Annotated in this window: 13 protein-coding genes; 6 read left to right on the top strand and 7 right to left on the bottom strand. The window is 68.8% G+C overall.

Going from position 1 to position 11,974, the window contains the following annotated elements; genetic code table 11:
• On the bottom strand, positions 1 to 529 hold a 529-nt coding region (locus tag ACAM49_RS13005), incomplete at its 3' end, for a TetR/AcrR family transcriptional regulator (RefSeq protein WP_369635729.1).
• A gap of 86 nt (positions 530 to 615) precedes the next feature.
• Between ACAM49_RS13005 and ACAM49_RS13000 the strand changes: the two genes are divergently transcribed.
• Entirely contained in the window at positions 616 to 1,773 is a 1,158-nt protein-coding gene (locus ACAM49_RS13000) for an epoxide hydrolase family protein (protein WP_369635728.1), read from the top strand.
• 155 nt (positions 1,774 to 1,928) lie between these two features.
• Positions 1,929 to 2,552 carry an NAD(P)-dependent oxidoreductase gene (locus tag ACAM49_RS12995; protein ID WP_369635727.1) on the top strand — a complete coding sequence of 208 codons (624 nt, stop codon included), beginning with the start codon at positions 1,929 to 1,931 and terminating at the stop codon, positions 2,550 to 2,552.
• A gap of 6 nt (positions 2,553 to 2,558) precedes the next feature.
• Here ACAM49_RS12995 and ACAM49_RS12990 read toward each other — a convergent pair whose 3' ends face one another.
• Entirely contained in the window at positions 2,559 to 3,707 is a 1,149-nt protein-coding gene (locus tag ACAM49_RS12990) for a GTP-binding protein (protein WP_369635726.1), read from the bottom strand.
• Between the two features lie 71 nt (positions 3,708 to 3,778).
• Between ACAM49_RS12990 and thiD the strand changes: the two genes are divergently transcribed.
• The 4 genes from thiD (at position 3,779) to ACAM49_RS12970 (ending at position 8,173) form a co-directional block, all read left to right on the top strand.
• Positions 3,779 to 4,630, top strand: a complete 852-nt coding sequence (thiD, locus tag ACAM49_RS12985; RefSeq protein WP_369635725.1) for a bifunctional hydroxymethylpyrimidine kinase/phosphomethylpyrimidine kinase — start codon at positions 3,779 to 3,781, stop codon at positions 4,628 to 4,630.
• A gap of 94 nt (positions 4,631 to 4,724) precedes the next feature.
• Entirely contained in the window at positions 4,725 to 5,966 is a 1,242-nt protein-coding gene (locus ACAM49_RS12980; RefSeq protein ID WP_369635724.1) for a glycosyltransferase, read from the top strand.
• Entirely contained in the window at positions 5,963 to 7,933 is a 1,971-nt protein-coding gene (locus ACAM49_RS12975; protein ID WP_369635723.1) for an ArnT family glycosyltransferase, read from the top strand. The genes ACAM49_RS12980 and ACAM49_RS12975 overlap by 4 nt, the downstream gene beginning before the upstream one ends.
• Before the next feature lie 90 nt (positions 7,934 to 8,023).
• On the top strand, positions 8,024 to 8,173 hold the full coding sequence (locus ACAM49_RS12970) for a hypothetical protein (protein ID WP_369635722.1): 150 nt from the start codon (positions 8,024 to 8,026) through the stop codon (positions 8,171 to 8,173).
• Between the two features lie 16 nt (positions 8,174 to 8,189).
• Here ACAM49_RS12970 and ACAM49_RS12965 read toward each other — a convergent pair whose 3' ends face one another.
• The 5 genes from ACAM49_RS12965 to ACAM49_RS12945 all read right to left on the bottom strand — a co-directional run bounded on the left by ACAM49_RS12965 (position 8,190) and on the right by ACAM49_RS12945 (position 11,974).
• The gene (locus ACAM49_RS12965) at positions 8,190 to 8,624 is read right to left on the bottom strand and encodes a YdeI/OmpD-associated family protein (RefSeq protein ID WP_369635721.1); all 435 of its coding nucleotides are present in this window, start codon (positions 8,622 to 8,624) and stop codon (positions 8,190 to 8,192) included.
• A gap of 53 nt (positions 8,625 to 8,677) precedes the next feature.
• A complete protein-coding gene (locus ACAM49_RS12960) occupies positions 8,678 to 9,307 on the bottom strand; it encodes a glyoxalase (protein ID WP_369635720.1) in 630 nt (209 codons plus the stop codon).
• Between the two features lie 83 nt (positions 9,308 to 9,390).
• Positions 9,391 to 10,005, bottom strand: a complete 615-nt coding sequence (locus ACAM49_RS12955; RefSeq protein ID WP_369635719.1) for a TetR/AcrR family transcriptional regulator — start codon at positions 10,003 to 10,005, stop codon at positions 9,391 to 9,393.
• A gap of 23 nt (positions 10,006 to 10,028) precedes the next feature.
• Entirely contained in the window at positions 10,029 to 10,811 is a 783-nt protein-coding gene (locus tag ACAM49_RS12950) for an enoyl-CoA hydratase family protein (RefSeq protein WP_369635718.1), read from the bottom strand.
• Entirely contained in the window at positions 10,811 to 11,974 is a 1,164-nt protein-coding gene (locus ACAM49_RS12945; protein ID WP_369635717.1) for an acyl-CoA dehydrogenase family protein, read from the bottom strand. The genes ACAM49_RS12950 and ACAM49_RS12945 overlap by 1 nt, the downstream gene beginning before the upstream one ends.

Raw genomic sequence — 11,974 nt, 5'->3', positions numbered from 1 at the left:
GTGTAGAGCGCGACCCGGACGGGGGCCTGGCGGCGCAGGATTCGAGGATGAGGCCGAAGTCGGCGACGGTGACGCCGGGACGGAGGCGGCCGGATTCCTGGGCGCGGCGGAGGATTCGGGTGTTCAGGTCGGATGAGCGGTGGACCTCGGGGAGGATCGATTCGTCCGGGGTGAAGGTGCCCGCGAGGTGGACGACCAGGGAATGGACGTCCGCGTCGACCACTCGGCGCAGGAAGTCGGTCAGGACCGCCCAGCCGTCGGAATTCGACAGGGCCGCTTCGGCTTCCGCGTTGTAGCGGTGCAGGCCGTCGTAGCAGAGGGTGCGCAGCAGCTCCTCCTTGCTCGGGTAGCGGCGGTAGAGGGCGCTGATGCCGACGCCGGCGCGCTCGGCGACCGCGGAGATCGGGGCCTTCGGTTCGGCGAGGAAGACCTCGCGGGCGGCGGCGAGGATGACCTCGTCATTGCGGGCGGCCTGCGCCTTGCGACCGGGCAGGGCGCGCTGAGCTGCGGGTTCGGCTGTCTTCGGCATGAATTCAGAATACCACTTGAACGGAATGATCCGTTCCGCTACTCTTGAAACAGAACGAAACATTCCGTTCCAACAAGGAGAGCAAGATGAACGCCCAGTCCGCCACCGCAGCCATCCGCCCCTTCCGCATCGACGTCCCCCAGGCCCAGCTCGATGATCTGAACGAGCGGCTGCGCAAGGCGCTGTGGCCGAACGAGCTGCCGGGCGTGGGCGACGCGTACGGCGTCACCAAGGACCGCGTCCAGGCGCTCGCGCAGTACTGGCTGGAGGAGTTCGATTGGCGGGCACTGGAATCCGAGCTCAACGCCTACCCGCAGTTCACCACCGAGATCGAGGGCGAGGACATCCACTTCCTGCACGTGCGCTCGCCGCGCGAGGATGCCGTCCCGGCGATCCTGACCCACGGCTGGCCGGGCTCGATCCTGGAGTACCTGAAGGTCATCGAGCCGCTCACCAACCCGGCCGACGCCTCGGCCCCGGCCTTCCACCTCGTCATCCCGTCGCTGCCCGGCTTCGGCTTCTCCGGCCCGACCCGCTCGACCGGCTGGGGCACCCGCCGCACCGCCCGCGCCTGGGTGGAGCTGATGGACCGGCTCGGCTACGCGCGCTACGGCGCCATCGGCAATGACGCCGGCTCTATGGTGGTGCCGGAGATTGCCCGCATCGCGCCGGATCGGCTGCTGGGAGCCCATGTGACGCAGCTGTTCTCGTTCCCGTCGGGCGATCCGGCCGAGATGGCGGACCTGTCCGAGGAGGACCTGGCGGCGCTGGGCCACCTGCAGTGGTTCATGGACAACAAGTTCGCCTTCAACACCCTGCACAGCCAGCAGCCGCAGACCCTGGCCTTCGCCATCTCGGATTCGCCGGTCGGCCTGCTGGGCTGGAACTCTCAGCTCATGGGCGAGAGCCTGGACGCCGAGTTCATCGTCGGCAATACCGCGATCTACTGGCTGACCGGGACCGCCGCCTCGTCGATCCGCTTCTACTGGGAGGACGCCCACGACACCGAGCGCACCCCGGGCCCGACCACCGTGCCGCTGGCACTGGCCATGTTCAAGGGTGATTTCCAGTCGATCCGCCGGTTCGCCGATCGGGATCACAAGAACATCGTGAGCTGGCACGCCTACGACGTGCGGTCGATGCATTCGGAGAGCGCCAACGACGCCGCCGGGCACTACGCCGCGTACGAGGCGCCCGAGGTGCTGATCGCCGATATCCGCGAATTCTTCGCCCGGTTGAGCTGATTCGATGCCCGTGGCCCGCATCCCGACCGGATGCGGGCCACACGCATGCCTGGACCCTCCCGCATGTTCGCGAGACGCCGGGCGATGTTCCGCGAGCGGCTGCGTTGATGTACTGAATTCACCTTCGCAACAACGGAAAACACGAGGTGAGACACATGAAGGTCGCAATTTTCGGAGCCACCGGGACCATCGGTCGCCAGGTCGTCGCACGGGCCCTCGCGGCCGGGCACGAGGTGACCGTGCTGACGCGAAACGCCGCCAACCTGACCGTCAAAGACAAGCGACTGCGCGTCGAGGTCGGCGACGTCCTCGACCCCGCCGCGGTGGAGCGCACGGTCATCGGTCAGGACGCGGTCATCATCACGCTCGGCGCGGGCCGCAAGGGCGTCGTCAGGGCCGAGGGCACCCGCCGCATCATCGAGGCCATGGAGCGGACCGGCGTCAAGCGCCTGATCTGCCAGTCCTCACTCGGCGTCGGCGACAGCCGCGGCAACCTCAACTTCGTCTGGAAATACCTCATGTTCGGCATGCTGCTGCGCCAGGCCTACGCCGACCACGTGGTGCAGGAGCAGTATGTCCAGGCCAGCGATCTGGACTGGACCATCGTCCGCCCCAGCGCCTTCACCGACGGCCCGGCCACCGGCACCTACCGGCGCGGCTTCCCCGCCACGGAACCCGGTCTGTCCCTGAAGATCTCGCGCGCCGATATCGCGAACTTCCTGGTGGAACAGCTCACCGACGACACCTACCTGCGCCGCACGCCCGGCATCTCCAATTGATCCGGACTACGCGTGTTCGTGCACACCGCCCCAGGACGGGAAGGGATCCGGGTACCGCAGCCACGCCTGCGGCCCGGCTTCCAACTCGGCGTCGGTGAGCAGCGCGGAGTTCAGCAGATCCCGGACATGCGGCCGGTCCAGTTTGATGCCGATGAAGACGATCTCCTGACCGGGCGGCATGTCGAGGGCGTCCCAGTACGCGCCCGCCTCGAAGGTGAGGTTCGGGCCCGCCTGGGACCAGATGGCGGCCAGGCCGGGACGGCTCGCGAGCCAGAAGAAACCCTTGCTGCGTAGCAGTCTCTGGAGTTGCGCCAGGGCGGATTCGAGACGTTCGGGGTGGAAGGGGCGGTCGGCGGTGAAGGTGAGGCTGCTGATCCCGTATTCCTCGGTCTCGGGGGTGTGTCCGCCCGCCAATTCCTCGTCCCAGCCGTCGAATTGGGCCGCGAGGTCCGGGTTGTAGCGGCCGGTGTCGAGAACGTCGGCCAGGTCCACGACGCCGTGGGCCGAATGCACGATCCGGGCAGTCGGATTCAGCCGGCGGATCGTGGCCTCCACCGTCCCGAGGGCATTCGCGCTGACGAGGTCGGTCTTGTTGAGCACCAGGACATTCGCGAACTCCACCTGATCGACCAGCAGATCGGCGATGGTGCACGCATCCCCTTCTCCCGCTTGCAGATCCCGCTCCGCGAGGGCCTGGCCCTTCACCACCTCGGCGAGGAACGTCGAGCAGTCGACCACCGTCACCATGGTGTCCAGCCGTGCCAGCTCGCCCAGCCGGAAGCCGTCTTCGAACTCCCACTCGAAGGTGGCCGCCACCGGCATGGGTTCGGAGATGCCGGTGGATTCGATGACCAGCGAATCGAATCGACCCTCCCGCGCCAGCTTGCCCACCGATTCGATGAGGTCCTCGCGCAGCGTGCAGCAGATGCAGCCGTTGGTGAGCTCGACCAGACGCTCCTCGGTCCGGTCCAGGTGTCCCTGACCCGCGACCAGGGCGGCGTCGATGTTCACCTCGCTCATGTCGTTCACGATGACCGCCACCCGGCGGCCGTCCCGGTTGGCCAGGATGTGGTTGAGCAGCGTCGTCTTCCCCGCTCCGAGGAAGCCGGACAGCACGGTCACGGGCAGCGGGTTCTGAATGGGCTCCGAAGTCATGCGGTTAATGATAACGGTTTTCATTTAGGGTGGGTATCGCGGCCCGATTCGTCCCCACTAGGGTCTGTGACGTGGAACTCCTACCGCTTGCACCGAACGGCACCACCCCGGTTCGCGCCCTCACCATCGCGGGCACCGACTCCGGCGGCGGCGCGGGCATCCAGGCCGACTCCCGCACCATGGCCATGTGCGGCGTGCACGCCTGCGTGGCGGTGGCCGCGGTGACCGTGCAGAACACCCTCGGCGTCAGCGGGTTCCACGAGATCCCGCCGCAGGTCGTGGCCGATCAGGTGCGAACCGTGGTGGGCGACATCGGAATCGGCGCGGCCAAGACCGGCATGCTGGCCTCCACCGCCATCATCGAGGCGGTCGCGGGCGTGTGCCGCGAGGTCGGCATCGGGCGCGACGGCGAGATCCCGCTGGTCGTGGACCCGGTCGCCGCCTCCATGCACGGCGACGCCCTGCTGCACGCCGAGGCCCTGGACGCCGTGCGCAACACGCTGATTCCACTGGCCACCGTGGTCACCCCCAATCTCGACGAGGTCCGGCTCATCACCGGCATCGACGTGGTGGACGACGGCTCCGCGCGCAAGGCCGCCGAATCGCTGATCGCGCTGGGCCCGCGCTGGGCCATCGTCAAGGGCGGTCACCTGCGCACCTCCGAACAGTCCACCGATCTGCTCTTCGACGGCGACACCTTCCACGAGCTCCCGGCCAAGCGGCTCAACACCGGCAACGATCACGGCGGCGGCGACACCCTGGCGGCCGCCATCTGCTGCGCACTGGCACACGGCTATTCGGTCCCGGACGCGGTCGCCTTTGCCAAGGAGTGGACCTTCCGCAGTCTGGAGGCGTCCTACGACCTGGGCGCGGGCCACGGTCCGGTCTCGCCGCTGTGGCGGCTGCACCTCGGACCCCGCTAGCCGAGGCACCCACGGCCACAACGCCGCTCCGCTCCCAGGAACCTCCCAGGCGGGACGCAGATTGATGTGAGTCTGGTGATCGAGATTGGTCACCATGAACGACACCGTGACCGCCGTGCGGGCGGCGGAACCCGCAGCAGCAGTGACCGCGCCCGTGGTGGATGTGGTCGTTCCGGTCTACAACGAAGAGGTCGACCTCGGGCCGTGCGTGCGCAGACTGCACGCGTTCCTTACCCTCGGCTTCCCGTTCACGGCGCGAATCACCATCGCCGACAACGCTTCCACGGACGGCACACTGGCGGTGGCGAAGCAGCTGGCCGATCAGCTGGACGGCGTGCGCGTGGTGCACTTGGACCGCAAGGGCCGCGGGCGGGCGCTGCGCGAGGTGTGGCAGTCCTCCGACGCACAGGTCGTCGCCTACATGGACGTGGACCTGTCCACCGATCTGAACGCGCTGCTGCCGCTGGTCGCGCCGCTGGTGTCCGGGCATTCGGACGTGGCCATCGGCACCCGGCTGGCCTCCTCGTCGCGGGTGGTGCGCGGACCCAAGCGCGAGATCATCTCCCGCTGCTACAACCTCATCCTGCGTACCTCGCTGCAGGCCAAGTTCTCCGACGCGCAATGCGGGTTCAAGGCCATGCGCTCCCAGGTGGCCAGGCTGGTGCTGCCGCTGGTCGAGGACGGCGAATGGTTCTTCGACACCGAACTGCTGGTGCTGGCCGAACGGATCGGGCTGCGCATTCACGAGGTGCCGGTGGACTGGATCGACGACCCGGACTCGCGGGTGGACATCGTCGATACCGCCCGCAAGGACCTGCGGGGCATCTGGCGGGTCGGCCGCGCGCTGACCACCGGGCGGCTGCCCATCAACGACCTGCGCGCCGCCATCGGGCGGGAGCCGCTGGTCGAGGGGGTGCCGTTGGGCATGATCGGGCAGCTGGTGCGGTTCGGCATTGTCGGCGTCACCTCGACGCTCGCCTATCTGCTGCTCTATGTTGTGCTGCAAGGGATCACGGGCGCGCAGGCGGCCAACTTCCTGGCGCTGCTGATCACCGCGATCGGCAATACCGCGGCCAACCGGGCCTTCACCTTCGGGGTACGCGGATCCAATCAGGCTGTCTCGCATCACTTCCAGGGTCTGGTCATCTTCGGCGTCGGCCTGGCGCTGACCAGCGGATCATTGTTCGCCCTGCACCACTGGGCTCCGGACGCGTCGGTCCATCTCGAACTGCTGGTGCTGGTGGTCGCCAACCTGGTCGCCACACTGCTGCGGTTCGTCGGCCTGCGCTGGGTCTTCCGCAATGCCGGGCGCACCGCGACGGAGGAGGTCCGATGACCGCGACACTGAACGAACCCCGGCTCACCCCGCCACCGGCCGAGCCGCCCGCGGCCCGCACCGACCGGCGGGAGTGGCTGGCGCTGGCGGCGCTGCTCATCGGCACCGGCATCGCCTACATCTGGAATCTGTCCGCCAACGGCTGGGCGAATTCCTTCTACGCCGCCGCGGTGCAGGCGGGTTCGGTGTCGTGGAAGGCGTTCTTCTTCGGCTCCTCTGATGCCGCCAACTCCATCACCGTGGACAAGACGCCACTGTCGTTGTGGCCCATGGAGATCAGCGTGCGGATCTTCGGATTGCACAGCTGGAGCATGCTGTTGCCGCAGGCCCTGCTGGGCGTGGCATCGGTGGCGCTGCTGTGGGCGATCGTGCGGCGCAATTTCGGGGCGAGCGCGGGACTGCTCGCGGGTCTGGTGCTGGCGCTGACTCCCATTGCGGCCGTGATGTTCCGGTTCAACAACCCGGACGCGATGCTGGTGTTCCTCATGCTGGCCGCGGCCTGGGCCATGACCCGCGCGGTGGCCGACGGACGCTGGCGCTGGCTGTTGCTGACCGGCGCGTTCATCGGACTCGGCTTCCTGGCCAAGCAATTGCAGGTGCTGCTGGTGGTGCCCGCGCTCGCGCTGACCTACCTGATCGCGGGGCCGCCGAAGCTGGGCAAGCGCATCGCGCAACTGTTCGGCGCGCTCGCGGGCCTGGTAATCGGCGCCGGCTGGTGGGTGCTGCTGGCCGAACTGTGGCCCGCCTCGGATCGGCCGTACTTCGGTGGCTCGCAGCACAATTCGATCATCGAACTGACCCTCGGCTACAACGGCCTGGGCCGCCTGAACGGCGACGAGACCGGCAGCGTCGGCGGCTTCGGCGGCGGCGAGCAGCTGCCGACCGGCGGTGGCGGCATGTGGGGCTCACCCGGCATCGACCGGCTCTTCCAGCCGCAGCAGGCCGGTCAGATCGCCTGGCTCATCCCGGCCGCACTGGTCCTGCTGGTCGTGGGTATCGCCCTGCGCGGCAAGCTGACCCGCACCGATCCGCGGCGGGCGACGCTGGTCCTGTTCGGCGGCTGGCTGCTGGGCACCGGTCTGGTGTTCAGCTTCATGAAGGGCATCTTCCACCCGTACTACACGGTGGCCCTGGCACCCGGCGTGGCGGCGCTGATCGGCGCGGGCTCGGTACTGGCGTGGCAGCACCGCGACCGCCCGTGGGTGCGTCTGTCCGCCGCTCTGGCACTCGCGCTGACCACCGCGACCGCATGGATCATCCTGTCCCGCAGCACTTCCTTCGTGCCGTGGCTGCGATGGGTGATCCTGGTGGGCGGCATCGTCGGGACCGTGCTGTTGCTCATCCGCCTGCCCCGCAGGGCGGCACTGGCCTCCGCGTCGGCCGCACTGTTGGTGGGCCTGGCCGGACCGGCCGCCTACGCGATCGACGGCATCGCCACGGCGCATCAGGGTCCGATGCCCTCGGCCGGACCCGCGGTGCGCGGCGGCTTCGGCCCCGGCGGCCCGCACGGCGGCGGCGACCGCCCGAACGGCATGCCCGGCAATAGATTCGAAGCGGGCGGCCCCGGCGAGTTCGGCGGCGCGGGCAACATGATGATGGCGAGCAAGCCGAGCGCCGAGGTCACCGCCCTGCTGAAGGCCGACGGCTCCGACTACACCTGGGTGGCGGCCACCGTCAGCTCCAACTCGGCGGCCGGTTTCCAGCTGGCGACCCAGTTGCCGGTCATGCCGGTCGGCGGCTTCAATGGCAGCGACCCGTCCCCCACCCTGGCCCAGTTCCAGGAGTACGTCCAGGTGGGCCGCATCCACTACTTCATCGCGGGTAGCCAGATGGGCGGCGACCGCGGCGGCAACGGCAGCACCAAGAGCCAGAGCTCCCAAATCACCGCCTGGGTCAAGGACCACTTCAACTCCCAAGAGGTGGACGGCATCACCCTCTACGACCTGACCTCCCCCAAGACCACATAACCGGTGTGCGGCGGTGATCCCGGTCCGCCGCAACTGATCTCACTCATCGATAAGCTGAATGTGACGCCCGTCACGATCCAGGGACCCCGCATGAGCACGCACCCCCTCAGCGATGAGCACCGAGAAGCCTTCTGGCGCAGGTCCGGCTGGGATCCGGACCTGCCGACCGCGGAGCGCGAAGCCATCGAACGCCGCTGGGACGACGAATCCATCGACCTGGCAGAGATATTCGGCTTCTGACCGACCGCCGTACGCGTCAGCGACCGAGGGTGGCGATGGCCTTTTCGATGCGGCGCTGGCGGGTTTCGGGCTTCTTCGCGCTCTCGATGGCGTGGACGTGTTCGCGCTTACGGCTGTGGGAGAGGCGGTCGTAGGCGGCGCGGGCGGCGGGATCGGCGTCGAGAGCCTGGGCGAAGTCCGCGGGTTCGACGACGACGCGGGGCTCGGTGTCGAGTTCCAGGTCGACCTCGACCTCCTCGCCGATCTCGACGCCCGCGGCCTGCCGGTTGGCGTTGCTGAGGCCGAGCAGGTAGCGGCCGCGCATCAGGGCGACCCGGCTCTTCCAGGTGTGCCCGTTGAGCGTGATGGTCACCGGCGGCCGCGCACCCTCGCCCAGCGCCTCCACCACCTCGGGCGGAACCTCCAGGCCGCGCATGGGCTCGGGGGGCTCGACGTGGGTGCGGAACTTCATGATCTGTCTCCTGTCGGTCGGGTCAAGGCGAAAACTACTCGGCGCGGGGCTGATCAGGCCGTCGCCTCCCAGACGAAGCCGTCGGGGTCGGTGAAGGAGCCGATGCCGCTGTCCATGACGATGCGGTGGGATCCGGTGCCCTCCAGGGGGACTCCCGCCTCCTTGGCGGCGGCCTTGCGGGGGTACAGGGCGAGGGTGATCGGGGAGCTCGGGTTCGCGAACTCGGCGTACTTGCCGCCGAAGCTCCGCGATGCGGTCAGGCCGCGGTCCGTGTAGAACTGCTTGCTGGCCTTCACATCCGATACGCCCATGAGCAGCACGACGTCGTCGACCTCGCGGGTGAAGGGGGCCTCGTCCTTCTTCTTGGAGGTGGCGATCTTCCAGATCGTGCCCTCGGGGGCCTGCACCACCGCGCCGTAGCCCCACAGGTTCTTCTTCGCGGGCTTGAGGACGGTGAAGCCGGCGTCGACGGCGGTGCCGACCAGGCTGTCGACGGTGGAGGGCTGTGAGACCACCAGGGAGAGCAGGAATCCGCGGAAGCCGGTGCTGGGGGTCTCCGAGGCCCGGAAGCCGAGGCGGTCGCCGAGGCCGAAGGCAGCTTCGTAGATCGCGGCGGAGGCCTCAGGGTCGGCCACCTCGAGCTGGACGTTGATATCGGTGCTGGTGTTCGCGTTGATTTCCATGCCCATAACGCTAAATTCGCAGCGCGCCGGTCACATCCGTGCCGACCACGGAACCCACCACTGAGACTCGGTGGGTGGTCCGGTCAGCGGGTGGCGGTCAGGGCGGTGTGGAGCGTGGCCGACCACTGGGCCACGATCTCCTTGCGGCGCAGGGAGTCGTCGGTGAGGACGTCGGCCAGGCCGAGGCCGCGGGCCAGGTCCAGGGTGGCCTGGACCAGGTGGTGGGCCACCGGATCGGAGTCGTCGACGCCGAGCGCCTCGACGGCCATGCGGTGCGAGATGCGGCCGAAGCGGGCCTCCATGGGCACGATTCGTTCGCGCAGGGCCGGGTCGGCGGCGGCATGGGTCCAGACCTGCAGGGCCGCCTTGAACAGCGGGCTGGTGTAGGACTCGACCAGGCCCGAGACCACGGCCTCGGTGCGGGCGACGCCCTCGGCCACCTCGGCAACCGCGAGGGCGTCGGCCTTGGCCTGATCCATCCGGGTTTCGAACATGTACTCGAGGGCGGCGGTGATCAGGTCTTCCCGGGTGGGGAAATGATGCTGGGCGGCACCGCGCGACACCCCGGCGCGTTCGGCGACCACGGCGACCGTGGCGGCCGCCCAGCCCGTCTGGGCCAGGCAGTCGATGGTCGCTTCCAGCAGCCGCTGCCGGGTGGCCCGGCTGCGGTCCTGCTTGGGTTCGTGGGGTGTCGCCATGGTTGCCTATTCTGCCGAGTTGTCTATTCCGCCCAACTCGCCGGGCGGCGCTGCATGAACGCGGTGATGCCCTCGATCACCTCCGGCGTGCCGAAGAAGCTCGCCGAACGCTTGGCCAGGTCCTCGGCGGACCGGTCGAAGGCGGCCAGCAGCTCGGCATTGACGAGCGCCTTGGCCTCGGCCAGGCCCTGCGGCGCGCCCTTGCGCAGTTCGCCGCGCAGGCGGGCGGTCTCGGCGGCCGGGTCCGCGGCCACCACGGTGACCAGGCCGACCCGTTCGGCCTCGGCGGCGTCGAAGATCTCGCCGGTCGAGAAGTAGCGCGCCGCCGCCCGCGGGGACATGCGGGGCAGCAGGGTCAGCGAGATCATGAACGGGGCCAGGCCGATGCGCACCTCGGTCAGGCCGAAACTGCTCTCCGGCCCGGCGACCACCAGATCGCAGGCGGCGATGATGCCCATGCCGCCCGCCCGCACATTGCCGTTCACCTGCGCCACAACGGGTTTCGGCATGGCTAGGATGTCGCGCAGCACCGAGATCATCCAGCGGGTGCGGATATCGGCGGCGGCCGCCGGGTCGGCGTCCACCGCCTCCTTGAGATCCGCGCCCGCGCAGAAGGTGTTGCCGGTGTGGGTGAGCACCACGCCGCGCACGGCGTCGTCGGCGGCCGCCCGGCCCAGGCCTTCGAGCAATTCCGACACCAGCCGCGACGACAGCGCGTTGCGGTTGTGCGGGGAATCCAGTGTGAGCGTGGCGAATCCGTCCGCCACCTCGTAGCGGACGAACGGGCCCGCGGGCGCGTCGCTCATCAGTAGGACCTCGGCAATCCCAGCGAATGCTGCGCGACGAAGTTCAGGATCATCTCGCGGCTGACCGGGGCGACCCGGGCGATGCGGGCGGCGGCCAGCATGCCCGCCAGGCCGACATCGGAGGTCAGGCCGGAGCCGCCGTGGGTCTGGATCGCCTGATCGAGGGCCTTGATACTGGCCTCGGCCGCAGCGTATTTCGCCATATTGGCGGCCTCGGCGGCACCGAAGTCGTCGCCGGAGTCGTAGAGGAACGCGGCCTTCTGCATCATGACCTTGGCCAGTTCCAGCTCGATCTTCACCTGGGCCAGCGGATGCGAGATGCCCTGGTGCGAGCCGATCGGCGCGCCCTTCCACACCGCGCGCTCCTTGGCGTACTTCACCGCCGCGTCGATGGCGTAGCGGCCCATGCCGACCGCCATGGCCGCGCCCATGATCCGCTCCGGGTTCAGCCCCGCGAACAGCTGCGCGATGGCCGCGTCCTCCTGGCCGACCAGGGCGGTGGCGGGCAGCCGGACCTCGTCGAGGAACAGCGTGAACTGGTTGTCCGGCTCGATGATGTCCATCTCCTGCTTCGTCTTCACGAAGCCGGGGGTGTCGACGGGGACGATGAACAGCGCGGGCTGCAGGTTGCCGGTCTTGGCGTTCTCCGAGCGCGCCACGATGAGCACGGCCTCGGCCTGGTCCACGCCGGAGATGAAGATCTTGCGGCCGTTGAGGATCCAGTCCTCGCCGTCGCGCCGCGCGGTGGTGGTGATCTTGTGCGAGTTGGAGCCCGCGTCCGGCTCGGTGATACCGAAGACCATCTTGCCGCTGCCGTCGGCCAGCTTGGTCAGCCACTCCTGCTTCTGCGCCTCGGTGCCGTACTTGGTGATGATGGTGCCGCAGATGGCGGGCGAGACCACCATGAGCAGCAGACCGCAGCCCTGCGCCGCCAATTCCTCCTGCACGAGGGCGAGTTCGTAGATGCCCGCGCCACCGCCGCCGTACTCCTCGGGCAGGTTCACGCCCAGGAAGCCGAGCTTGCCCGCCTCGTCCCAGAGCTCGTCGAAGGGCTCGTTGCGGCGCGCCTTCGGACCCGCGTAGTCGCGGAAGTTGTACTTGGCGGCCAGTTTGGCCACCGCCGCGCGCAGCGCCTTCTGCTCGTCGGTTTCGATGAAACTCAT

Origin of the sequence: Nocardia sp. JMUB6875 (assembly GCF_041154655.1) — a bacterium.
In the GTDB taxonomy this organism is placed as follows: domain Bacteria; phylum Actinomycetota; class Actinomycetes; order Mycobacteriales; family Mycobacteriaceae; genus Nocardia.
The sequence above is the reverse complement of the archived record's forward strand: the minus strand, read 5'-3'. Positions and strand labels throughout refer to the sequence as shown.

What these genes read in the sequence shown, in the direction of transcription:
- ACAM49_RS12980 (WP_369635724.1), top strand. Translation starts at nt 4,725, where the DNA reads ATGAACGACACCGTGACCGCCGTGCGGGCGGCGGAACCCGCAGCAGCA.
- ACAM49_RS13000 (WP_369635728.1), top strand. Translation starts at nt 616, where the DNA reads ATGAACGCCCAGTCCGCCACCGCAGCCATCCGCCCCTTCCGCATCGAC.
- ACAM49_RS12945 (WP_369635717.1), bottom strand. Translation starts at nt 11,974, where the DNA reads ATGAGTTTCATCGAAACCGACGAGCAGAAGGCGCTGCGCGCGGCGGTG.
- ACAM49_RS12995 (WP_369635727.1), top strand. Translation starts at nt 1,929, where the DNA reads ATGAAGGTCGCAATTTTCGGAGCCACCGGGACCATCGGTCGCCAGGTC.
- ACAM49_RS12960 (WP_369635720.1), bottom strand. Translation starts at nt 9,307, where the DNA reads ATGGAAATCAACGCGAACACCAGCACCGATATCAACGTCCAGCTCGAG.
- ACAM49_RS12975 (WP_369635723.1), top strand. Translation starts at nt 5,963, where the DNA reads ATGACCGCGACACTGAACGAACCCCGGCTCACCCCGCCACCGGCCGAG.
- ACAM49_RS12950 (WP_369635718.1), bottom strand. Translation starts at nt 10,811, where the DNA reads ATGAGCGACGCGCCCGCGGGCCCGTTCGTCCGCTACGAGGTGGCGGAC.
- ACAM49_RS12970 (WP_369635722.1), top strand. Translation starts at nt 8,024, where the DNA reads ATGAGCACGCACCCCCTCAGCGATGAGCACCGAGAAGCCTTCTGGCGC.
- ACAM49_RS12965 (WP_369635721.1), bottom strand. Translation starts at nt 8,624, where the DNA reads ATGAAGTTCCGCACCCACGTCGAGCCCCCCGAGCCCATGCGCGGCCTG.
- ACAM49_RS12990 (WP_369635726.1), bottom strand. Translation starts at nt 3,707, where the DNA reads ATGACTTCGGAGCCCATTCAGAACCCGCTGCCCGTGACCGTGCTGTCC.
- ACAM49_RS12955 (WP_369635719.1), bottom strand. Translation starts at nt 10,005, where the DNA reads ATGGCGACACCCCACGAACCCAAGCAGGACCGCAGCCGGGCCACCCGG.